The organism is Halopenitus persicus (genome assembly GCF_900107205.1).
Lineage (GTDB): Archaea > Halobacteriota > Halobacteria > Halobacteriales > Haloferacaceae > Halopenitus > Halopenitus persicus.
The window spans coordinates 355,957-375,846 of record NZ_FNPC01000003.1; the positions used below are offsets into that span (position 1 = coordinate 355,957).

Annotated in this window: 15 protein-coding genes, 1 tRNA gene and 1 pseudogene; 7 read left to right on the forward strand and 10 right to left on the reverse strand. The window is 69.1% G+C overall.

Features of this window, described 5'->3' with window-relative positions; all coding sequences use genetic code 11:
• Positions 1–112 precede the first annotated feature (112 nt).
• A complete protein-coding gene (locus tag BLV25_RS06890; protein WP_021073946.1) occupies positions 113–397 on the forward strand; it encodes a UPF0058 family protein in 285 nt (94 codons plus the stop codon).
• Positions 398–524: 127 nt separating this feature from the next.
• Here the strand turns inward: BLV25_RS06890 and BLV25_RS06895 are convergent, their stop codons facing one another.
• Together BLV25_RS06895 and BLV25_RS06900 are read right to left on the reverse strand one after the other, a co-directional pair.
• Positions 525–2,858, reverse strand: coding sequence for an LUD domain-containing protein (locus BLV25_RS06895; RefSeq protein WP_092731697.1), 2,334 nt, complete (start codon positions 2,856–2,858; stop codon positions 525–527).
• Positions 2,855–3,352, reverse strand: coding sequence for a LutC/YkgG family protein (locus BLV25_RS06900; protein ID WP_092731700.1), 498 nt, complete (start codon positions 3,350–3,352; stop codon positions 2,855–2,857). Before BLV25_RS06900 ends, BLV25_RS06895 begins: the two co-directional genes overlap by 4 nt.
• A 156-nt stretch (positions 3,353–3,508) precedes the next feature.
• Between BLV25_RS06900 and BLV25_RS06905 the strand changes: the two genes are divergently transcribed.
• A complete protein-coding gene (locus BLV25_RS06905) occupies positions 3,509–6,697 on the forward strand; it encodes an FAD-binding and (Fe-S)-binding domain-containing protein (RefSeq protein WP_092731703.1) in 3,189 nt (1,062 codons plus the stop codon).
• Positions 6,698–6,775: 78 nt separating this feature from the next.
• On the opposite strand, the gene BLV25_RS06910 is transcribed toward BLV25_RS06905, so the two are convergent.
• Entirely contained in the window at positions 6,776–7,771 is a 996-nt protein-coding gene (locus BLV25_RS06910) for a DUF5787 family protein (RefSeq protein ID WP_092731706.1), read from the reverse strand.
• Positions 7,772–7,931: 160 nt separating this feature from the next.
• Here BLV25_RS06910 and BLV25_RS06915 point away from each other — a divergent pair, with 160 nt between their 5' ends.
• The 3 genes from BLV25_RS06915 to BLV25_RS06925 all read left to right on the forward strand — a co-directional run bounded on the left by BLV25_RS06915 (position 7,932) and on the right by BLV25_RS06925 (position 9,813).
• Complete coding sequence (locus BLV25_RS06915) at positions 7,932–8,219, forward strand: AbrB/MazE/SpoVT family DNA-binding domain-containing protein (RefSeq protein ID WP_021074073.1); 288 nt, start codon at positions 7,932–7,934, stop codon at positions 8,217–8,219.
• Entirely contained in the window at positions 8,216–8,695 is a 480-nt protein-coding gene (locus tag BLV25_RS06920) for a type II toxin-antitoxin system VapC family toxin (RefSeq protein ID WP_092731709.1), read from the forward strand. The genes BLV25_RS06915 and BLV25_RS06920 overlap by 4 nt, the downstream gene beginning before the upstream one ends.
• A 191-nt stretch (positions 8,696–8,886) precedes the next feature.
• The gene (locus BLV25_RS06925; protein WP_092731712.1) at positions 8,887–9,813 is read left to right on the forward strand and encodes a DNA adenine methylase; all 927 of its coding nucleotides are present in this window, start codon (positions 8,887–8,889) and stop codon (positions 9,811–9,813) included.
• 25 nt (positions 9,814–9,838) lie between these two features.
• Here the strand turns inward: BLV25_RS06925 and BLV25_RS06930 are convergent, their stop codons facing one another.
• The gene (locus BLV25_RS06930) at positions 9,839–12,406 is read right to left on the reverse strand and encodes a sensor histidine kinase (RefSeq protein ID WP_176819445.1); all 2,568 of its coding nucleotides are present in this window, start codon (positions 12,404–12,406) and stop codon (positions 9,839–9,841) included.
• Positions 12,407–12,628: 222 nt separating this feature from the next.
• On the opposite strand from BLV25_RS06930, the gene BLV25_RS06935 reads away from it, so the two are divergent.
• Both BLV25_RS06935 and BLV25_RS06940 read left to right on the forward strand, forming a co-directional pair.
• Positions 12,629–13,630: a DUF7544 domain-containing protein gene (locus BLV25_RS06935; protein ID WP_021074077.1), complete on the forward strand. Its 1,002-nt coding sequence runs from the start codon at positions 12,629–12,631 to the stop codon at positions 13,628–13,630.
• 260 nt (positions 13,631–13,890) lie between these two features.
• Complete coding sequence (locus tag BLV25_RS06940; protein WP_092731718.1) at positions 13,891–15,210, forward strand: PQQ-dependent sugar dehydrogenase; 1,320 nt, start codon at positions 13,891–13,893, stop codon at positions 15,208–15,210.
• 83 nt (positions 15,211–15,293) lie between these two features.
• Here BLV25_RS06940 and BLV25_RS06945 read toward each other — a convergent pair whose 3' ends face one another.
• The 6 genes and pseudogenes from BLV25_RS06945 to BLV25_RS06970 form a co-directional block, all read right to left on the reverse strand.
• Positions 15,294–15,896, reverse strand: a complete 603-nt coding sequence (locus BLV25_RS06945) for an LURP-one-related/scramblase family protein (protein ID WP_021074079.1) — start codon at positions 15,894–15,896, stop codon at positions 15,294–15,296.
• 265 nt (positions 15,897–16,161) lie between these two features.
• Positions 16,162–16,233 (reverse strand) — tRNA-Gly (locus tag BLV25_RS06950).
• Between the two features lie 34 nt (positions 16,234–16,267).
• The gene (locus tag BLV25_RS06955; protein ID WP_394327116.1) at positions 16,268–17,071 is read right to left on the reverse strand and encodes a class I SAM-dependent methyltransferase; all 804 of its coding nucleotides are present in this window, start codon (positions 17,069–17,071) and stop codon (positions 16,268–16,270) included.
• Positions 17,072–17,185: 114 nt separating this feature from the next.
• Positions 17,186–17,935 carry a hypothetical protein gene (locus tag BLV25_RS06960; protein ID WP_092731721.1) on the reverse strand — a complete coding sequence of 250 codons (750 nt, stop codon included), beginning with the start codon at positions 17,933–17,935 and terminating at the stop codon, positions 17,186–17,188.
• 73 nt (positions 17,936–18,008) lie between these two features.
• Positions 18,009–19,418, reverse strand: a complete 1,410-nt coding sequence (gene arcD / locus BLV25_RS06965) for an arginine/ornithine antiporter ArcD (RefSeq protein ID WP_092731724.1) — start codon at positions 19,416–19,418, stop codon at positions 18,009–18,011.
• 103 nt (positions 19,419–19,521) lie between these two features.
• Positions 19,522–19,812: pseudogene (locus tag BLV25_RS06970) on the reverse strand (DUF5779 family protein); the annotation flags it as partial.
• Positions 19,813–19,890: the final 78 nt, after the last annotated feature.

Consider the following 19,890-nt stretch of genomic DNA (forward strand, 5'->3'; position numbering starts at 1 on the left):
CCTCCGATCGTCCCGCTGACGGGTCGCCGAGGCTCACACGCCGACCCTGGCCACAACGATGTGTCCTCAGATCGGCGACGGATTTACCCGTGTGGATCCCCTTTTAATGGGTATGCAAAAGAAGGAACTCATCCACCTCCACGACCTGCTCGGAACGGTCTCGACGGACCTCTACGAGGAGGGAACGCTGGCGACCGAGGACCTGTCGACGTATCGGGACCTCGACACCTCCCCGATGTCGATCCGCGGCTCGCGGGCCGACCACGAGGCGGCCGTCATCGAACTGGCCGACGCGCTGGCGGGCGCGATCGAGTCGGAGCGAGGCGAAGCGGAACACGGCGAGGAGCCGGCGTCGGAGGACGCCCGTGAGGATGCCGAGTCCACGATCGCTGCGTAGCGGTCGCCGAAATAGCTTATAAATCGTTCGCGTTCTTCGCCGCTTCACCGTCCGTCACGCTACCGGTCCGCAAGCCCGTTCCATCGAGATACAGCGAAAGTGCCTCGGGGCTTGTCCCCGAGGTACTTCACCGCCCGCGATCCCTGCGCTCCCGGCTCGCCGACTCCGGCGGCGCGATCAGCTCGACCGGATGTCGTGCAGGGCGGTCGAGCAGGGCGTCGAGCTGTTCGCCACAGGAGGTCCCCGAGGCGACCAGCGTCCGGTCGGTCCCGCCGAAGTCCTCGACGAGGGGCTCGCCGACGTCGATGCTCAGTTCGTAATACTCCGCCTTGTACCCGAACGAGCCGGCCATTCCGCAACACTCGGTGTCGGAGGTGCGGACGTCGTACCCGGCGCGCTCGAGCACCGCGAGCGTGTACTCCTCGAGATCGAGCGTGCGCGCCTGGCAGTGCGGATGGTACGCCAGCTCGCCGTTCCGCGTCGCGTCGTCACCGTGGGCCAGCGCGTCGATCGATGCCCCGTTCTCGAGCAGGCCGTAGACGTACTCGAGGACCTCGTAGCTCGTTCCGGCGAGCCGTTCGAAGGAGTCGGGTTCGAGGAACCGCTCGTACTCCGAGCGGATCATCGCGAGGTCGCTCGGCTCCACGACCACGACGTCGCGCCCGGCGTCGACGTGCTCCGCGAGGGCGGCGTACAGGTCGTGGGCGCGCTCCTCGGCGGTCGCGACCATCCCCTGTGAGAGCGGCGGCCGGCCGCTCGGCGGGAGGGACGGAACCCGCACGTGGACGCCGAGCGCCTCCAGCGTCCGGACCGCCGCCTTGCCGCGCTCGACGTCCACGTAGTTGGTGTAGGTGTCCGGGTAGACGATCGCGTCGCGGTCGGCCTCGGCGAGCGACACCCGGGAACCGCCGCGGCGGTCGAACCACTCCACGAGGCTCTCGCTCGCGAACTCGGGGAGGTCGCGCCGCCGGTCGATCCCGACGACGCGCTCGAGCGCGGCTCGAACCGGTCCGGCGTTCGAGAGCCGGTTGGCAAGCGGTGCGGTCCGGTGGCCCCACTTCGCGAGCGTGGCGAAGTCGCCAACGAACCGCCTGCCGAGGTCCAGCCCCGCCGGCTCCGCGTCCGGCGCCAGCCCGTCGGGCAGGAACGCGAAGTCGCTCCCCTCGGCCGCCCGACGGTTGATGCGGTCCCGAACGACCGTGTTGATCCACGGGATGTCGATCTTCACCGGGCAGGCGGGGACGCACCGGGAACAGCCGGTACAGAGGTCGTTGAACTCGGCCGCGACGTCGAGTCCTTCGATCCCGGCCTCCCAGCCGCCGGCGATCCCGCCGGTGTAGGTCTCGCCGCCGAAGACGTGTCCGCCGACGCTCCGGAAGTTGCCGCAGGAGTTGGCGCAGGCGCCACACCGGATGCAGTAGAGCGTCTCGCGGAGGTCCTCGTCCTCGCGCATCGCCAGCCGGCCGTTGTCGATCAGCACCAGATGGAACTCGCGGTCGGGGGACGCGGCCGTCCCGGAACCATCGATGTCCGAAAGGGGCTCGTCCGGAGCATCGAAGTCGGGCACGGGCGATTCGACCGGCGGGGTCAGAAGCGAGGTGTACGCCGTGAGGTCCTGGCCGGTGCCCGACCGCGAGAGCAGGTTCACGAACGGCTCGAGGTCCGCGACGGTCGGGACGATCTTCTCGACGCCGGAGACCGCGACGTGGGTGTCCGGGGTCGCCGCGACCTTCCGCGCGTTCCCCTCGTTGGTGACGAGGGCGATGGTGCCCGACTCGGCGACGACGAAGTTCGCGCCGGTCATTCCGACGTCCGCCTCGCGGATCCGCTCGCCGAGCCTTTCGCGGGCGAACGCCGTCAGCTCCGCGGCCGTCTCCGGCGGGTCCGCGAGATCGAACTCCTCGGCGAACAGCTCGACGATCTCCTCGCGACGCTTATGGATCGCCGGCCCGATGAGGTGGGAGGGCGACTCGTCGGCGAGCTGGATCACCCACTCGCCGAGGTCGGTCTCGACCGGCTCGACCCCGGCGGCCGCGAGCGCGTCGTTGACCTCGATCTCCTCGGTCGTCATCGACTTCGACTTGACGACGGTCTCGGCGTCGCCGACCGCCTCGACGATGTAGCGGTTGGCGTCGGCCGCGTCGTCGGCGACGTAGAGGTGGCCGCCGTTCGCCTCGACGCTCTCGCGGAGCCGTTCGACGAGCTCGGGGAGGTTCTCGATCGCGTCCTCCTTCGTCTCGCGGGCGCGCTCCCTGAGGGCCTCGTACTCGGGAAGGTCCTCGGTGGCGGCCTTGCGGCCCGCGTCGTGCTCGCGGGCGTTGCGGGCGATCGCGTCGCCCTCCTCGCGCATCACCTGCCGGATCCGTTCGGCCCGTTCGGAGCGCTCGGCGCCCTTGGAGCGCTTGGGGCGATCCGAACGGGAGGTTCCCGCGTTCCGCTCGGCATCGTCGGCCCGGCTCATTGCCCCGCCTCCACGAGGACCACGTGAACCTCGCTGGGACCGTGCGCGCCGACCACCAGGCTTCCCATATCGGCGGTCGCGCTCGGACCGGTCGCGATCACTCCGGACCCGCCCGCTCGGAGGTCGGGACCGAGGCGGTCGATCGCCGTCGCGACGTCCGGCACCAGGTCCGCGACGCGGAGGACGGCGACGTGCCGCCGCGGGTAGAGGCTCACGAGCTCGGTGCCGGCCCGGTCGCTCTCGAGATGGACGCTACCGGTCTCGGCGATCCCGAGGACCGCCGGCGTGACTCCGGTGTCGGCGGTCTCGAGATCGCCGTTGGTGGGTCGGTCGGTCACCGCCGGCGGGAGCGCGAGTCCGTCCGGAAGCGGCACCCCGATCGCCTCCCCCACGGTCGCGTCGTCGATGGCGTCCGCACACGACTCGGGGGTCGTCCGGGTGACCTCGACGTCGAGTTCGGACAGCGACTCGAGGAACGTCGTTTCGGTCGACATACGCCACCCTTGACGGGAGGTGTGTTAAATGGTCACGATCGGGATGGCACCGGGACGCCGTCGCCGTTTCGCCGCCTCGCGGCGGCGGTCGGCGGAAAGCGGCGAAACCGGCGCGAGTCAACTATCCTTTATACGCGGGGCGTCCCACCGGGAGGTATGAGCAAACGCGCGAGTGCGATCACACCGAATGACACGGATCCCCTCGTCGACGCGGACTTCGACTATCAGGGCGGGGACGTCGAGCGGCCGGAGCTTTTGGCGGCGCTCTCCGAGCGCGTCGACGGCGAGGTGCGCTTCGACACCTACACCCGCCAGCTGTACGCCACCGACGCGTCGGCCTACGAGGTCACCCCGATCGGCGTCGTCTTCCCGCGATCGACCGACGACGTCTCCCGCGTGGCCGCCCACTGTTTCGAGGAGGGCATCCCGGTGCTCCCCCGGGGCGGCGGCACCTCCCTGGCGGGGCAGACGGTCAACGAGGCGGTCGTGCTCGACTTCTCGCGGTTCATGGACGACGTCCACGAGATCGACCCGGACGCGCGGACCGCGACCGTCGACGCGGGCGCGTACGTCGGCGACCTCAACCGGGCGCTCGAGGACGACGGCCTGAAGTTCGCCCCCGACCCCGCCTGGCGCGACAAGTCGGCCGTCGGCGGCGCGATCGGCAACAACTCGACCGGGTCGCACTCGCTCGTCTACGGCAAGACCGACCACTACGTCGAGGAGCTCGAGGTGGTGCTGGCCGACGGCACCGTGACGACGTTCGGCGAGGTGGACGTCGAGACCCTCCGCGAGCGCGCCGCGGGAGTGGATCTGGAGGCCGAGCTCGACCTCGAGGCGGCGATCGAGGGCAAGCCCCCGGAAACGGCGACGGGGACGGTCGCCGGGGCGGCGGGAGCGGCCGATGAGCCCGCAGGAGCAGCCGACGGGGCCGAGCGCGACGACGTCGATCTCGAGGCCCGGATCGCCGCGGCGGTCGTCCGGATACTCGACTCGGAGGCCGACGCGATCGACGACCGGTATCCCGAGCTGAAGCGGAACGTCTCCGGCTACAACCTGGACCGCCTGCTCGCGGAGTATCGCGGCGAGTACGGCGAGGCTGGAACCGTCAACCTCGGGCGGCTGCTGGCGGGCAGCGAGGGAACGCTCGCGGTCGTGACGCGGGCCACCGTCTCCCTCGAGGAGAGCCCGGAGACGAAGGCGGTCGCGCTGTTGACCTACGGCGACCTGGTCGACGCGATGGAGGACGTCGACCCGATCCTCGCACACGATCCGGCCGCCGTCGAGGTGATGGACGACGTCTTCTTGGAGCTGGCCGGCGACACCGAGGAGTTCGGCGAGGTCGTCGGGATGTTGCCCGAGGGGACCAACGCCGCGCTGCTCGTGGAGTTCTACGCCGAGGACGACGACCAGGGCCGACGAAAGGTCGCCGACCTGATCGCCGACCGCGTTCCGGACGGCGACTCGGAGGCCGACCCGAGCGAGGGGGCGGCGTCAGTCACCGGGGCGACACGCCACGCGTTGACGGCGATGGAGGCCCACGACCGGGAGACGCGCGATCGGTTCTGGAAGATGCGCAAGGCCGGCCTGCCGATCCTGCTGGGTCGGACCTCCGACGCGAAGCACATCTCGTTCATCGAGGACTGCGCGATCCCGCCGGAGCACCTCCCCGAATACACCCGCGGGTTCCAGGAGATCCTCGAGGACCACGACACCTTCGCGGCCTTCTACGCCCACGCCGGGCCGGGCGTGCTCCACGTCCGCCCGCTCGTGAACACCAAGACCGTCGAGGGCATCGAGACGATGGAGTCGCTGGCCGACGACGTCTCGGACCTCGTCGTGAGCCTGGGCGGGTCCATCTCCGGCGAGCACGGCGACGGACGCGCCCGGACCCAGTGGAACCGCAAGCTGTACGGCGAGGACCTCTGGCGGTCGTTCCGCGAGCTGAAGACCGCCTTCGACCCGGACTGGCTGTTGAACCCCGGCCAGGTCTGCGGCGACGTCGACATGACCGAGCATCTCCGGTTCGACGCCGACTACGACTTCGAGGCCGGCTTCGACTCCGCCCTCGAGTGGACCAACGAGAACGGGATGCAGGGAATGGTCGAGCTCTGTCACGGCTGCGGCGGCTGTCGCGGCCCCCAGGAGACGACCGGCGGCGTGATGTGTCCGACCTATCGGGCGGCCGAGGAGGAGATCCAGGCGACCCGCGGCCGGGCGAACATGCTGCGGCAGGCGATGTCCGGCGACCTCCCCGATGACCCGACCGACGACGAGTTCGCGACCGAGGTTCTCGACCTGTGTATCGGCTGTAAGGGCTGCTCGAAGGACTGCCCGAGCGAGGTCGATATGGCCAAGCTGAAAGCCGAGGTGACCCACGCGCGCCATCAGGAGCACGGCTCGAGCCTTCGGGACCGACTGTTCGCGAGCATCGAGTCGCTCGCGCCGCTCGGGTCGACGCTCGCGCCGATCGCGAACGCGCTCCCGAAGCTACCGGGCGCCGGCTGGGCGATGGAGAAGACGGTGGGGATCGCCGCCGAGCGCGACCTCCCGCAGTTCCGGTCGGAGAGCCTGATCGACTGGTTCGAGGCCCGCGGCGGCGCCGCGGTTCCCCCCGAGGAGGCCGCCCACCGCGTCCTCCTGCTGCCCGACGTCTACACCACCTACATGCACCCCGCGGCCGGCAAGGCGGCGATCCGGGTGCTCGAGGCCGCCGACTGCCACGTCGCGATCCCGGACGTCGACGGGAGCGGGCGGCCGGCCTACTCGAAGGGATTCATCGACCGCGCGCGCGAGACCGCCCGCGGAACGGTCGCGGAGGTCGCCCCGAAAGTGGCCGAGGGCTGGCACGTCGTGAGCGTCGAGCCCTCCGACGCCGTGATGCTCCAGTCGGACTATCTCGACATCCTCGGCAGCGACGACGAGGACGTCGTCCGCGTCGCCGAGAACGCCTACGGCGTCTGCGAGTTCATCGACGCCCACCGGCTCGACGCGGACCTCGCGTTCGACGCGCCCGCCGAGTCGCTGGCGTATCACGGCCACTGTCACCAGAAATCGACGACGAAGGACCACCACGCCGTCGGCGTGCTCCGGCGGGCCGGCTACGCGGTCGACCCCCTCGATTCGACCTGCTGCGGGATGGCCGGCTCGTTCGGCTACGAGGCCGAGCACCTCTCGATGAGCGAGTCGATCGGCGCCATCCTGGCAGATCAGGTCGACGGCAGCAGCGGCGAGACCGTGGTCGCGCCCGGCGCCTCCTGTCGGTCGCAGCTCGACCACCTCGACGTCGAGACCGACGGCGAGCCGCCGCACCCGATCGAGAAGGTCGCCGCGGCGCTTGCGTAGGGCGACACGCGAGGGTGGCGTCGCCGCGTCGTCGATCGGGACCGTATTTATAAGGGAGGCGACTCCCGACGCCGAAGTTCACCGCCGAAGCGTCCGATACCGCGCCCGATCACGCCGGCGTTCGAGCAAACGCGTGATCCCCTTTCCGGGACCGCCCTCGATCGGCCACCCCCGTGTTCGCCAGGCGGGCGGCTCCGGCGACACGGAGGGACACGAGCTCGAACACTCGCGGGCGGTCGGACACCGACCCTTCGCGGCGCAGTGGGGAAGCATCGCCTCGCCCGTGTGGGCCAGGCGGAAGTGGCGACAGTCGGGTCGCATCGTGTCGTGGAACGAGCGCCAGCCCCTGCCGTAGACGCGCTCGGCCAGAACGAGCCGGCGGGTTTCGCGGTCCGGACCGGTCGCGGCGGCGGTCCGGAGATCGCTCGGGAGCCACGCGACCGTCCCCGACTCGGGGTCCACGCCCGTCTCGAAGTCGGTCAGGACGATGCCGGCCTCGATCGGGATCTCGCGTCTGAGGGCCGGTTCGAGCCGCGAGTCGGTCGCCTCGGTCGCGAGCCAGGTCTCGTCGAGGAGCCCGGCGTCGACGTCGTACTCGAGCTGGTCGGCAAGCGCCGCGGCGGCGCTCGCGTCGAGGTCCGGCTTGTTCTCGATCGCGACGATCCGGCGGACCCAGTCGGGATACGACCGCGTGCGTCGGATCTCGATCCGGCCGCCCGCGTCCGCGCTCGTACGCTCGTCGATCAGCCCGCGGTCGGCAGCCCGGTGGACCGCCTCGCGAACGTATCGCCAGGGATAGTCCGGTTCGGGAAGCGCGTCGCGGTACCACTCCCAGTCGGCCGGCGCTTCGCGGACGATCCCGAGCAGCTCGCGGTCGATCTCCCGATCGCCGAAGGCCCGGCGCCGGCGGAGGCCGTCGGGGTCCACCTCGACGACGACGGTGTCCCACCGGCGCCGACGTGTGCCCACCTGGCGGCCGACGATCGCGGGCGTCGGGTCGCCGTCGGGACGCCAGGCCAGCTCGGCCCACCGGCAGACGAGCAGCTCGTAGCCGAACTCGGCGTCTGGAACCACGCTTCGGCGTGGGGCGCGCTCGTACAAAACGGTACGGCCGTGGGGCAGTCTCCCGGACCGGTGTTCATCGTCAATAGCGAGGACGACGTGCTCTCGACCATTAGTAATGATATCTCCGTAATACATTTGAGGTATTACTCCGTAGTCGTGTGTGAGAACGATGCCACGCGTCACGACCAAGGGCCAAGTCACGATTCCGAAGGAGATCCGGGAGGCGCTCGGGATCGAACCCGGGGATGCGGTCGAATTCGAGCGGACCGAATCCGGCTACGAGCTGCGAAAGGAGGAACCCACGACGGCGGACGGTGACGATCCCTTCGAGAAATACCGCGGGAGCGCGGCCGTCGAGGAAACGATGCCCGAGCGAATGCGACGGCTCAGAGGCGAGTATCCACGTGACGTGGGGGAGGAGACGGAGGATGACGGCGATTCGGGGGCCGAGGCGTGACGACGGCGGTCGATACGAACGCGCTTCTCGCACTTCTATATGAAGATACGCACGCGGATGCGAGTGAAGCTGCCCTCCGGCGCGCCTATCAGCAGGGACGAGTCGTCACCACGCCGATCGTCTACGCCGAGCTCTCGGCGGACGGTCACTTCGACACGGCTGGCGAACGGGATTCGTTTCTGGAGGATCTCAGCATCCAGCTCGTTGAGCCGTCACGGACCGCTCTCTTCGAGGCCGGGGAGAGTTTCCGGCGATACACGGATCGACGGCCGGATACGCTTCAGTGTCCCTCCTGTGGGACGAAACAGGCGGTACGATGCGAAGCCTGTGATGGGGAGCTCTCTCATCGACGGCATATCGCGGCCGATTTCCTCATCGGCGGACACGCGACCGCCGACGCCGATGCACTCGTCAGTTTTGACGGTGGATTCTACAGGACGTACTTCCCATCGCTGTCCATCCGTCCAGATCTTTGAGACACGGTAGGGGACGGAGTAGGGGGAGCGACACGACTCGCCCCGTGGTGGCGTGACACGACTCGCCCCGTGGCGGCGTGACACGACTCGCCCCGTGGCGGCGTGACTCGGGTGATTCACCCAACGGCTCAAGCGCGGGGAGTCTCCTTGCTCTTTATAACCTTGGCACGAGGAGTACCGCGCGAACACGAATGGCGAAGCCCGTGTTGAAGTGGGCCGGCGGGAAACGGCAGCTCCTCGAGGCGATCTACCGACGGTTCCCGACCGACTACGACCGGTATCACGAGCCCTTCCTCGGCGGCGGCGCGGTCTTCTTCGACCTCGAGCCCGCGGACGCGACGATCAACGACACGAACCCGCGGCTCGTCAACTTCTACGAGCAGGTCCGGGACGCGCCGGCGGCGCTGATCGACCGCCTCGAGTCGTTCGACGACCCGGAGGCCGACCCCGACCCCGACCTGGCGTTCGCCGAGGAGACGCCGCGAGGGTCGACCGTCGACGCCTACTACTACCAGCAGCGCGCCCGGTTCAACAGGCGCCCCTATGGAGAGTCGTTCGACGAGCTCGAGGAGGCCGCGCTGTTGGCCTACCTCAACCGAACCTGCTACAACGGGCTCTACCGCGAGAACGCGGACGGCGGGTTCAACGTCCCCATCGGCCGGTACGCCGACCCCGACTGGGTGCAGGCCGACCGGATCCGCGAGGCCAGCCGCGTGCTACAGGGGGCGACGATCCACAACCGCGACTTCGAGTACGTCCGGGAGGCCGCGGCACCGGGCGATCTGGTCTACGTCGATCCGCCCTACGAGCCGATGAGCCCGACCGCGAACTTCACCGACTACAGCGCGGACGGGTTCGACCGCGAGGACCAGGAGCGGTTGATCGACCTCGTCACGGAGCTGGCCGACGCCGGGGTCTCGGTCGTCGTCTCCAACAGCGGCGTGACCGCCGACCGCTACCTCGAGGCGGGGCTCGACGTCGACCTCGAGGGCGCGACGCGGGCGATAAACAGCGACGCGAGCAACCGGGACGAGGTCGACGAGATCATCGCGACGACCGTGCCCGACGAGCGGCGGCGCGGTGCGACCCAGACCGGGCTGGGCGAGTTCTCGGAGTGACCGGAGCGACGGTCCCGTCGCCGCGTCACTCCTCGGACGTCGACTCACCGTCGCGAGCTGCCGGCCCGGACCCACCGTCGGCCGGCAGCTCCTCCCTCGGCGTTTCGACGTCGACCCCGGTGAACTCGAACCGCGCGCCGCCGGAGTCGGCGTCGACGACCCGGACGTTCCAGCCGTGTGCCGTCGCGATCTCCCGGACGATCGAGAGGCCGAATCCGGTTCCGTCGTCCGCCGTCGAATGCCCGGCTTCGAAGACGTGGTCACGTTCGGTTTCGGGGATCCCGGGGCCGTCGTCGGCGACGTAGAAGCCGTCGCCGTCCGGCAGCACTCCGACCGTGATGGTCACGTCCCGGCCGCCGTGTTCGACCGCGTTGCGAAAGAGGTTCTCCAGCAGCTGCGTGACCCGACTCCGGTCCGCACGGACGACCGCATCGGTCCGGACCGACAGGTCGGCGGCGGCCGTCTCGACGGTGGCCCAGCAGTCCCGACAGCAGTCGGCGAGCGCGACGGACTCGGTCCCGGTGATCGCCTCGCCCTGCCGCGCGAGCGTCAGGAGGTCCGTGATGAGCGCGTCCATCCGGTCGAGCGAGCGCTCGATCGCCGCCAGGTGGTTCCGCCGATCGTCGTCCTCCCGCCGATCGTCGCCCGTGTCGCCGTCCGCCTCGTCCGCGGTCGCGTCGGATTCGTCAGCCTCCATCGCGAGGTCGAGCCGGCCGATCGCGACGTTGAGGGGGTTCCGGAGGTCGTGGCTCACGATGCTCGCGAAGCGTTCGAGCCGCTCGTTGCGGTCGCGAAGCTCCGCGGTCGACCGACGGCGCTCCAGCTCGTAGCTCGTCCACTTCGTCAGCAGCCGCACCATCGACCGCTCGGTCTCCGAGAAGGGGCGGTCCCGCGCGTTCGTCGCGGCGAAACAGAGCGTCCCGTACAGCTCGCCGTCGACGATGACCTTCCCGCCGACGTACGACCCAAGGTCGAAGCGCTCGTAGGCCGGGTCCCCCTCCCACCCGGACGCGACCGCGTCGCGGATGGCGAGGAGGTCCGGCGTCTCGATCGTCTTCCGGCAGTACGCCTCCGAGAGCGGACACGACTCGCCCGGCTGCAGCTCCGGATGGGTCCCGTGAGCACGGACGACCGTCTGTCGCCGATCGTCGGGCGGGGGGCCCGCAACCACGTCATCGACGTCCACGGTTGCATCGTCGGCGGCCACGATCGTTTCGTCGGTCGTCGCGACCGGTCCGTCGGCGTCAGCCACCGTCTCGTCGGCCTCCGCAGCCGCGTCCGCGTCGCCCAGGGCCGAGGCGCTTTCGGCGGCGTCGATCCGCGTCAGGAATCCGTACGGAAGGTCGAGTTCCGCACAGCCGATCGCGAGCAGGCGGTCGATCTTCTCCTCGAAGCTGGAGTCGGGATCGGTGGTCACGTCGTAGAGGCCCTGCAGGAACTCCGAGAGCGTCTCCAGCTCCCGCTCGCGCCGCTTCCGGTCGGTGATGTCGGTGATCGCGCCCGGGAACCGCGTCGGGGTGCCGTCCGCGTCGCACTCGACGTGCCCGCGGGCCACGACCCACCGGATCTCGCCGTCGGCGTTCCGAACGCGGTACTCCGCCTCGAACGGGCCGCAGTCGTTCAGCGCCTCCTCGACCGCGTGCTCGAGGGCCGGCCGGTCGTTCTCGTGGACCGCCTCGAGGAACCGCTCGATCGGCACGCCCGCGGCGGCTGCCTCGGGATCGATCCCGAAGAGGTCAGCGAACGCCGCTCCAGCGACGATCTCGTTCGATTCGACGTCCCACTCCCAGGTTCCCACGGCGCCCGCCTCGATGGCGGCCTCCAACTGCGCCGTCGCCCGCCGGAGTTCCGTCTCGCGTTCGTGTTGGTCGGTGACGTCCTGGATGTAGCCGCGTATCGTGCCCTCGTCGTCGACGACCTCGCCGCGCGTTCTGACCCACCGGATCTCGCCGTCGGCGTCGATCAGACGGGCGCGGAGGTCGTAGCCGTCACCGGCCTCGAGCGCCGTCTCGACGGCCGACCGAACCGTCTCACGGTCCGCCGGGTGGAAGAACTCGATCGCCTCCTCGAGCGTCGGTTCGAAGTCGTCCTCGACGCCGTGGATCCGGCGCGTCCCCGCCGTCCAGACGACCGTTCCGTCGGCGCCGACCTCCCAGGCCCCGAGGTCGCCGAGGCGCTCGGCCTCGGTGAAGAAGTCACGGACCCGTTCGAGGGACTGCTCGCGCTCCTTTCGGTCGGTGACGTCGCGGGCGATCCCGACGGCTCGCCGCCGGCCGCTCTCCGGGTCCGGCTCGGCGTAGACGTCGCTCCCGATCCAGCGAACCTCCCCGTCGACGCGGATCCGGTACTCGATCGAGTCCTCGTCGATCTCCCCGGAGAGGATCCGCCGGACCGACCGCTCGAAGGCGTCGACGTCCGTCGGGTGGACGACGTGCTCCCGGAACGACTCCCAGGTCGGGATCGTCGCGTCGGCGACTCCGAAGAGGTGCTCGAGGTCGCCGACGTGGGTGACCGCGCCCGAGTCGGCGTCGATCTCGAAGAGCACCGAATCGGTCCGCTCCAATGCGAGCTCGAGTCGGTCGTCCGACGGCATCATAGATGGCCGGTCATACGGATCGTTTCGGCGGTAGTCCTAATAAGTATATGAGTGTTGATCACATCATCGGTGCGCGACTTCACGGTTCCTTTCCGATCGCCTCTCACGGTCCCGACCTGGCCGTCCCTCACGGTTCCTTTCCCACCGTTTCTCACGACCGCTTTCCGGCCCGGATCACGCTGCCGGAACGCCTAAGTCGATGTCACCGTACCGTCACGTATGGCCCTCCACGCCCTGCAGAACGTCGACGACGCCCTCGAGGCGACTCGATCGTTTCTGTTCCCCCCACGTCTCGGTCGCTGGCTGAAGCTCGCCCTCATCGCGTTCTTCGTCGGCGGCGGATCCGGACTCCCGACCGCACAGTTCAACGCCGGAAGCAGCATCCCCGGACCGTCGGATCCGCCGTCATCGGCGCCGCCCGGGGACCTCCCGACGTCGATCCCCGATGACGTGCTCCCGTTGCTCGTCGCTGGGGCCATCCTCGTGGTCCTGGTCTGGATCGTGCTCGGCGTCATCGGGGCGACGATGGAGTTCGTCCTGATCGAGTCGCTCCGGCAGCGACGCGTCGCGCTTCGGGAGTATATCGGCGACCGCTGGCGACAGGGACTCCGTCTGTTCGGGTTCCGGGTCCTGATCGGGCTTCCGATCGCGGCGCTGTTCATCGGCTGGGTCGGGCTGTTCATCGCCTCCCTGGCCGGCGTCATCGACCCGGTGATCGCCTTCCCGACGTTCCTGGTCGGACTGGCCGCTCTGATCCTCCTCGGGATCCTGTTCGCGATCGTTGACACGCTCACCACCGTCTTCGTCGTCCCGATCATGATCGCCGACGACGGCGGCGTGCTCGCCGCCTGGCGCCGGCTGTGGGCGTCGATCCGGGTCGCCTGGAAGCAGTACCTCGCGTACCTCCTGGTGGCCGGCCTCCTGGGGATCGCGGCCGGCCTGCTCGGCTCGATCGTCACCGGCGTGGTGGCGATCGGACTGCTCCTCCCGGTGGCCGTGCTCGCGGCGGTCGTCTACGCCACCGTCACGTTCGCCTCCACGATCGGCACGGTCATCCTGGCCCTCCTCGTCGTCGTGTTCCTCGCGGCGGTGTTCGTGGTCTGGCTGCTCGTGCAGGCCGCCGTCGTGACGTATCTCCGGTATTACGCGCTGTTGGTGCTCGGCGACGTCGAGCCGTCGCTGGACCTCATCCCCGACCAGCGCGCCGCGATCCGCACGTAGTCGGCTAGGGGCGGTCGTTCGGATCCCCTCGAGCGGATCGCCGCCCATCTCGCCCGAAACGACTGCGGGGACGACCGCCGAGTACTGTCCGGTGAACCGAAACCGGGTTCCCGGCCGAAGGACGTCTCCCGGAACGATCGTCACGTTCGCTGGCCCGAATCGGCATCGATCGGGCCGGCGGTGCGGTGCAGCGAATTCGCCGAATCCGAATCTTCCTCCACCCGGGGAGCTTTTTTGTAGCCGAGAGAGCATACTGACGTATGGATCGGCGGCGATTTCTCGCTGCGGTAACGGGCACGTTCGGCGGTCTCGCAGGGTGTACTGCCCCCTCGTCGAGGACGACCACGACCGCCGACCGGACGTCCACGGATACCGGAACGACGGCCGCACCCGCCCTCCCCTCGACCGTGGGGCTCGACACGGTTGCGAGCGGTTTGCGCGTGCCGCTGGATATGGCCATCGTCCCGAACGCCGCCCTCCAGTACGTTGCCGAGCAGCGCGGGCTGATCCGCGTTCTGGAAAACGGCGACCTTCGGTCCGAGCCGTTGCTGGACTTGCGCGAGACGGTCGTGACCGGCTACGAGATGGGCCTTCTCGGCATCGCACTCCACCCGGAGTTCGAGACCGATCGCCGGCTGTTCGTACGCTACTCGGCCCCGCCACGGGAGGGGACGCCGTCGGAATACAGCCACACCTTCGTCCTCGCCGAGGTCCGGGTTACGGAGGACGGGCGCGGCGTCCGACCCGGTTCCGAACGAACCGTCCTCACCATCCCCGAACCGCAAGCGAACCACAACGCTGGCTCCATCGTCTTCGGTCCGGACGGATACCTCTACGTCGGGGTCGGCGACGGTGGCGCAGGTGGGGACCGGGGACGCGGCCACGTCGCCGACTGGTACGACGCGGTTCCGGGCGGCAACGGTCAGGACGTGGCCGCCAATCTTCTCGGAAGCATTCTCCGGATCGACGTTGACGGCAGCCGAGGCGAGCAGGCCTACGCGATCCCGAACGATAACCCGTTGGTCGGGGAGCCGGGGCTTGACGAGCACTTCGCGTGGGGATTCCGGAACCCGTGGCGGCTCGCCGTCGACGGTGCTGACCTCTACGCGGGGGACGTAGGTCAGAGCCGGTTTGAGGAGATCGATCGGGTCCGGAAGGGCGGTAATTACGGGTGGAACGTGAGGGAGGGGACCCACTGCTACGAGGCGGACGGCTGTCCCGACGCCACGCCGCCGAGCGTCAGGGGTGGCGAACCGCTCCTGTCGCCGGTCGTCGAGTATCCCCACGAAGGGGGCGCCGTGAGCGGCGTCTCGGTCATCACGGGCAACGTCTACCGCGGCCAAGCGCTGCCCGGACTTCGTGGGCGGTTCGTGTTCGGCGACCTCCGCGCGACGGGGCGACTGTTCGTCGCAACGCCCCGAAGCGAGGGGTTGTGGCCGGTCCAGCCGCTTCCCGTCGCGGACGACGATGCCGGGAAGCTGAGCCGAATCTTCTCGTTCCAGCGTCACGGCGGCGAGATGTACGTCCTGGGCAGCGGTGACGGCGGCGGCGGCGTGCATCGCCTCCGGCCAGCCACCTAGCCTTTGCCCTCCGCTCCGTGCTTCAGGGCGGGGCGGATGTCAGTACCGTTCCTGTACCCGTGGGGCCCGCACGTATCGGGACGTCATTGGTTTTCGAGAGCATCGAGGATGCATGCGGCGGCGATCACCGCTTCTTTCGGGACGTTGCTGGCATCGTCGATGCTGACCGTGTACGTGTCCCGCAGCGAGAACTGTCCCTCGATGTCGCCGACATGGTTGCCATCGGCGTCGCGGATCTCGTACTTGTTCGGGGCGAGATTCGCGATGGAGACGAGGTGTCGAAGTGCGGAGAGGAGCTTGTTTTTCGACCGAATGGTCGCCAGCGGTTCCCCGGTCTCGGGGTCTCGAATCGTCCAGTTTTCAACGAACAGCGAGAACTCCTCGTCGAGGACGACGATCTCCTCACCGGTGCCCGCGTCCGTGATGGCGTAGTTACCCGCGACGTCCATGATGCCGCCGGCTTTCACGGTGAACGCATCCTCGTCGGTGCCGGTAACGAACGGGAACTCCTCCTTCATTTTGAACATTTTCTGCTTTCCACGCAGGACGACGTCGCCGGCACTGTCCCGGACGACGTACTTGTTCCGGATCGCGGATTGTTTGACCTCGTACCGATCGTCATCCAGATCGACCGTGGAAATGTCGTAGGAGGAGGTGGTCGAGTCGAACGCGGAGGGCTCGGACATAGGTGACTGTGCCCCACGTTCCAACAAAAACCTTCGGCTCAGGACGATTTCACTCACTTCGTTCGAGAACTGCGCCGGCCGGGAGTCCCGTGAGCGAAGCGAACGGGACGTCGACCGGCGTACGACTGACCGACGGGAAGGAGTGCGCCGGCCGGGATTTGAACCGAAGGAAGACGGTCCTGCTCGCTCGCTTCGCTCGCTGTGCGGGCTGCGACTTCCAGGATTCAAATCCCTCTCGGCGATTTCTCTCACTTCGTTCGAGAAATGCGCCGGCCGGGATTTGAACCCGGGTCGTTGGCTTGGAAGGCCAAAGTCATACCAGCTAGACCACCGGCGCTCGTCTAGGCGCAATCGCCGGTGGAATAAGGACCTTACTCTTTCGGGGCGTCCCCGTCCGACGGCCGCACCGTCACGTAACAGTTCCCGCTGGAGACCTCGAACGACTCGACCGAGAGGTCGCTCGCCGCGAGGTCGGCCCGGAAGCCGTCCGGCGTATAAATGTGGTAAAAGCGCGGCACCGTCTCGCCGCCGGGGAGCGTCCAGTCGACGGTCGTGTCGAACCCGATCGGGGTTCCGTCCGCGCCCGTGACGGCCCGGACGTCCGCGTCGGCGACCGGATCGACGTCGGCGAAGCGGTCGTGGGCCGTGCTCCAGGTGCTCACGAGCGCGATACCCTCGGGGGCGAGAACGCGCGCGAGCTCGTTCAGGCTCCGGACGCGCCGGCGGCGGGGTCGCAGGTGGTGGACCGTCGCCACGTAGACCCCGAGATCCGCGGCGTCGGTCGCGACCGGGAGCGTCGCGGCGTCGCCCTGCAGGAACGACGCGTCGACCCCGCGATCCGCGGCGCGCGTGCGAGCCTCGGCGAGCAGACCCCGGCTCGCGTCCACGCCGACGGCCGCGTCGGCGCGGTCGGCGAGGAGTTCGGTATGGCGACCGTTTCCACACCCCACGTCGATCGCCCGGACCGCGGTTCGGTTCGCGAGGAACGACTCGACCTCCGGCCAGGCGTACTCGCGCGTCTTCGAGAAGTGGGCCGCGATCCGGTCGTAGGTCGCGATCGGGTCGTGATCGCGGCCCACGGACGCCTCGGATCGATCGGACCCCTCGGTGGTCGTCTCCCCATCGGTCGTCTCACCACCGGTTGCCTCGTCGTCCGTCGGCCCGTCAGACATCATCTCGCCGTCCATCGCGATCACGTCCGAACCGATCGGTCATACCGACGCTCCGGTCGGTGATCCCAAATTCCCTCCGGAACGCGTGTGCGGCGTGCGGGCGGTCACCGCTTGCCGTCACGATCCGATGACGGCCCGCAGCGCGTTCAGGTACGCCGAGGGCGCACGCCGCCGTGCGCCGGCGAGCGCGTCCGCGAGCACGTCCGCGGCCCGCTCGTGCACGCCAGCGCCGTGCCCGACGAGGACTCGGTCCGGATCCAGTCCCGCGAGGGGTCGCCGCGGCGGGAACGGGCGCAACGCCGGATGAACGCCGAGGCGCTCGCCGTCGGCGAGGAAGAGGTCGTTCGTGCCGACCGCCTCGGGAACGATCAGGGTCGATCCGTCGAAGAGGGCGACCTCCTGCCAGGGCGGGAGCGAGGAGTCCCTCACGCGGATCGCCTCGAAGCCGGTGTCGGCCAGGCGGGACCCGAACCGCTCGACAGGCGCGTCGAGTTCGTCCTCGACGCCGGTCATCCACTCGGGGATCCAGACGGCGACGTCGTGGCGCGTCGCGACCGCGGCGGCGTCGCGTTTGTGCCGGTCGAGACAGCACGCCACGCCCGCGACCGTGCCGAGGTCCGCAAGGAGGGCATCCAGTCGATCCGCGCCGTCCTCGCCCGGCGGATCGACCGGATCGACTACCCAGACGTCCGGGCGGTCCTCGTTCCCGCCGTCTTCCATCTCGTTCGGAACCGTGACCGCGTGGCTCGCGCGTTGCATCGGCTCGTCCGGGTACGCGATCCACCCGAGCCCGTCGGCGAAGCGGTCGATCACGTGGAGCTCGTCGGTCCCGTCGGTCCCGTCGGAGCCGGACTCGGCGTCGCTCATTGGGCCCGCTACGGCTCCGAGGCGCTTAAAAGTCGGTTCGAGCGTCGCGTTCGAACGGAACCGAACCGCGCGGCTACTCCAGATACACGATCTGCCAGCCGGTGACGCCCATCACGATCAGGACGAGCGGCGAGAGGAAGCCGAAGAAGTAGAACGGGGCGTATTCCAGCGTGGAGACGCCGAGCGTGCCCGCCATAAACAGGCCGCCGCTGCTCCAGGGGATCAGCGCGCTCGTCGTGGTCCCCGATGCCTCGATCGCGCGCGAGAGGTTCGTCGTCTGCAGGCCCTGCTCGGCGTAGAGGTTCTCGAGGGTCATCCCGGGCACGACGATGCTCACGTACTGTTCGGCCGCCAACGCGTTCATCGAGATCGCCGAGAGGGCCGTGACGCCGGTCAGGCTCCCGACGCCGCGAACGAGCCGGCCCAAATGGTGCGCCAGGACCGCGAGGACGCCGGCCCGTTCGAGCATCCCGCCGAGCGAGAGCGCCGCGATCGCGATCGTGACGATCCAGGCGCCGCCGATCAGTCCGCCGCTCGCGAGGAGCTCGTTCACGAGCTCCATCCCCGTCTCGGGGGCCGTCCCGGACTGCGCGGTGGCCCACGCCGCCCCGAAGCCGATCCCCTGCACGGCCATCGCGGTGAACACGCCCGCGAACACGCCCGTCCCGAGGGTCGGCAGCGCGGGAATCCCGTAGATCGCGAGCCCGAAGGTGACGAGGAGGGGAAGGAACACGAGCGGGGAGACGACGTACGTGCCCTCGATCGCCGTCTGGATCTCGGCGATGCGGCCGGCGGGGATGTCGCCGGACGCGCGCAGCCCCAGCGCGACGTACAGCAGGAACGACAGGCCGAACGCGGCGAGCGTGCCGGCCCGCATCGCGTTGATGTGGTCGTAGAGATCCGTGTTGGTGACGGCGGCGGCGAGGTTCGTCGTGTCCGACAGCGGCGACTGCTTGTCGCCGGTGTAGGCCCCCGTGAGGATCGCGCCCGCGGTCATCGGTGCGGGGATGCCGAGCCCGGACCCGATCCCGATGAGCGCGACGCCGAGCGTGCCGGCGGTCGTCCACGAGGAGCCGACGGCGAAGGAGACGACCGCGGCGAGGGCGGCCGAGACCGGGAGGAAGATCGTCGGCGTGAACAGGTCCAGTCCGTAGTACATCAGGCTCGGGATCGTCCCGGCCTGGATCCAGGAGGCGATGAGCGCGTAGACGGTGAACATGATGAGGATCACCTTCATCCCCATCAGCAGGCTGCTCGAGACGCCCTCGTACAGGTCGGCCCACGACAGCCCGAGGTGGTAGCGGGCGAACAGGCCGGTGAAGGCGATCCCCCAGAACAGCGGGAACTGCGGGTCGAGTTCGAACGCGACGATGCCGACGCTGAGAAAGAGGATCATCCCGGCGATCGGGACCAGCGCCGCCGCGAGCGACGGACGCTCGTCCGGGGCGAGATCCTCGTAGAGGCGGGGCTCGAAGTCTACCATCGGTTCACGTCGTCGTCAGCGCGCTCCGGTACAACTACCTTTTCAGTCGCGCCCGGTTCGCGAGGGAGTCACATCCGCGATGTTCGGTCGGTCGACCGCGCTACTCGTTCAGGCGGTCGGAATCGATCGCGACGTCGGGCGGGGTCACGACGAGGAAGCCGCGGAAGTGCATCAGCTCCCCGCCCATATCCCGGATCTCGCGGGCGAAGCCGGCTGCGAGCTCGTTCAGATCGCCCTCGATCGACAGCACCAGCGTGTTGCCGTATTCGACGTGGCGAACCCACTCGTCGGGGTCCGTGGAGCCGTCGAGCACCCCGAGGACCACGTCGCCGCGCGCGTCGATCTCCTCGAGCTGGTCCTCCGCGTGCCTGAGGTCGAGATCCCAATCGCTCATACTCGGAGGTCCACGCGTGACTTAAAAAGGATTCCCCCATCGCGGCGGCCGGCGCGGGGCGTGCGCTCGTTCCGGGCG

Bases quoted from the DNA above. Each gene is read 5' to 3' on its own strand.
- BLV25_RS06930 (WP_176819445.1), bottom strand. From the start codon at position 12,406: ATGCCGTCGGACGACCGACTCGAGCTCGCATTGGAGCGGACCGATTCG.
- arcD (WP_092731724.1), bottom strand. From the start codon at position 19,418: ATGGTAGACTTCGAGCCCCGCCTCTACGAGGATCTCGCCCCGGACGAG.
- BLV25_RS06960 (WP_092731721.1), bottom strand. From the start codon at position 17,935: ATGAGCGACGCCGAGTCCGGCTCCGACGGGACCGACGGGACCGACGAG.
- BLV25_RS06955 (WP_394327116.1), bottom strand. From the start codon at position 17,071: ATGATGTCTGACGGGCCGACGGACGACGAGGCAACCGGTGGTGAGACG.
- BLV25_RS06935 (WP_021074077.1), top strand. From the start codon at position 12,629: ATGGCCCTCCACGCCCTGCAGAACGTCGACGACGCCCTCGAGGCGACT.
- BLV25_RS06900 (WP_092731700.1), bottom strand. From the start codon at position 3,352: ATGTCGACCGAAACGACGTTCCTCGAGTCGCTGTCCGAACTCGACGTC.
- BLV25_RS06905 (WP_092731703.1), top strand. From the start codon at position 3,509: ATGAGCAAACGCGCGAGTGCGATCACACCGAATGACACGGATCCCCTC.
- BLV25_RS06890 (WP_021073946.1), top strand. From the start codon at position 113: ATGCAAAAGAAGGAACTCATCCACCTCCACGACCTGCTCGGAACGGTC.
- BLV25_RS06940 (WP_092731718.1), top strand. From the start codon at position 13,891: ATGGATCGGCGGCGATTTCTCGCTGCGGTAACGGGCACGTTCGGCGGT.
- BLV25_RS06925 (WP_092731712.1), top strand. From the start codon at position 8,887: ATGGCGAAGCCCGTGTTGAAGTGGGCCGGCGGGAAACGGCAGCTCCTC.
- BLV25_RS06945 (WP_021074079.1), bottom strand. From the start codon at position 15,896: ATGTCCGAGCCCTCCGCGTTCGACTCGACCACCTCCTCCTACGACATT.
- BLV25_RS06895 (WP_092731697.1), bottom strand. From the start codon at position 2,858: ATGAGCCGGGCCGACGATGCCGAGCGGAACGCGGGAACCTCCCGTTCG.
- BLV25_RS06915 (WP_021074073.1), top strand. From the start codon at position 7,932: ATGCCACGCGTCACGACCAAGGGCCAAGTCACGATTCCGAAGGAGATC.